The sequence below is a fragment of the Pontimicrobium sp. MEBiC01747 genome, assembly GCF_053601635.1.
Genome location: NZ_JBSHNS010000119.1, coordinates 1 through 945 on the forward strand (window position 1 = coordinate 1; position 945 = coordinate 945).

Genomic DNA, 945 nt, shown 5'->3' on the forward strand with positions numbered 1-945 from the left:
GTATTACAAGCGGAAAAATTAATAATATTAATAACATTAGTTTATTTATAATACCATCTAATTTGGGAAGCAATAGCCAATGCTTAAATAAGTTTATTTTTGAAGCTGTGTTATAATTGTCTATAGTTAAATTATAAGTTGAAGCTTTAGAGTAGTTTGAGATATACTCAGTAATAGTTTCTGGTAAACTCCAACTTGTTTCTATAATACCATGTAGTGGGTACAATATAGTGCCAGTGAGTATTAAATTTTTAATGATAAATAAACTTAATGTTATTGCACCGAACCCACTTATTAATAGTGTAAGTTTTTTAGCTTCTATATAGTATTTTAGATAAATAATGATAGTAAAGAGAAACAAAAATACACCTGTAAGCTTTATAAAAGAAGCAAAAATAGTAAGTAGTGCTAGAGTTATAAAAGTAGATTTTTTATAAACTAAAAAACAGGTTGTAAATTGGTGAAAAACGATTAAAGTTATTACATAAATTGCAATATCTGCAGATGGTACGCTTATAAACTGAAAGAAAAACACATTGAATAATGGGAATAAGCCAATAATTAAATCTAGAGCATTTTTTTTCTTAGATTTTATATAAAGATTCAATTTACTCATTGCATAAAAGTTACCAAGAAGCAAACAAAAACCACTAATGTCATTTAAAGAATCGTAGATAAAACTAAAATTAAATGCGCTCTGTAGTATATGCCAACCAGATGTTTGCCCTAAGAATACATGTAAATTTGTTAAACCTTTTACAAAACCATATTCATTCAACCATTTTATAGTTTGTATATAGTACGATTCGTTATCTATTAAAAAAGGAGGAGAGGCACATTGCGCTAATGCTAAAATAAACACTAGAATAAGGCTACTTTTAAAAAAAATAGAGAAGGTTTTAAATTGTTGTTTTAAGTCTGTTAATGCTATTAGTATTAATGGTT

Annotated in this window: 1 protein-coding gene; it reads right to left on the reverse strand. The window is 26.3% G+C overall.

What is annotated here, in order from left to right; all coding sequences use genetic code 11:
* The coding region (locus ACVC2P_RS02855; protein ID WP_452596974.1) for an LIC_10190 family membrane protein at positions 1 to 945 on the reverse strand (945 nt) is incomplete at both ends.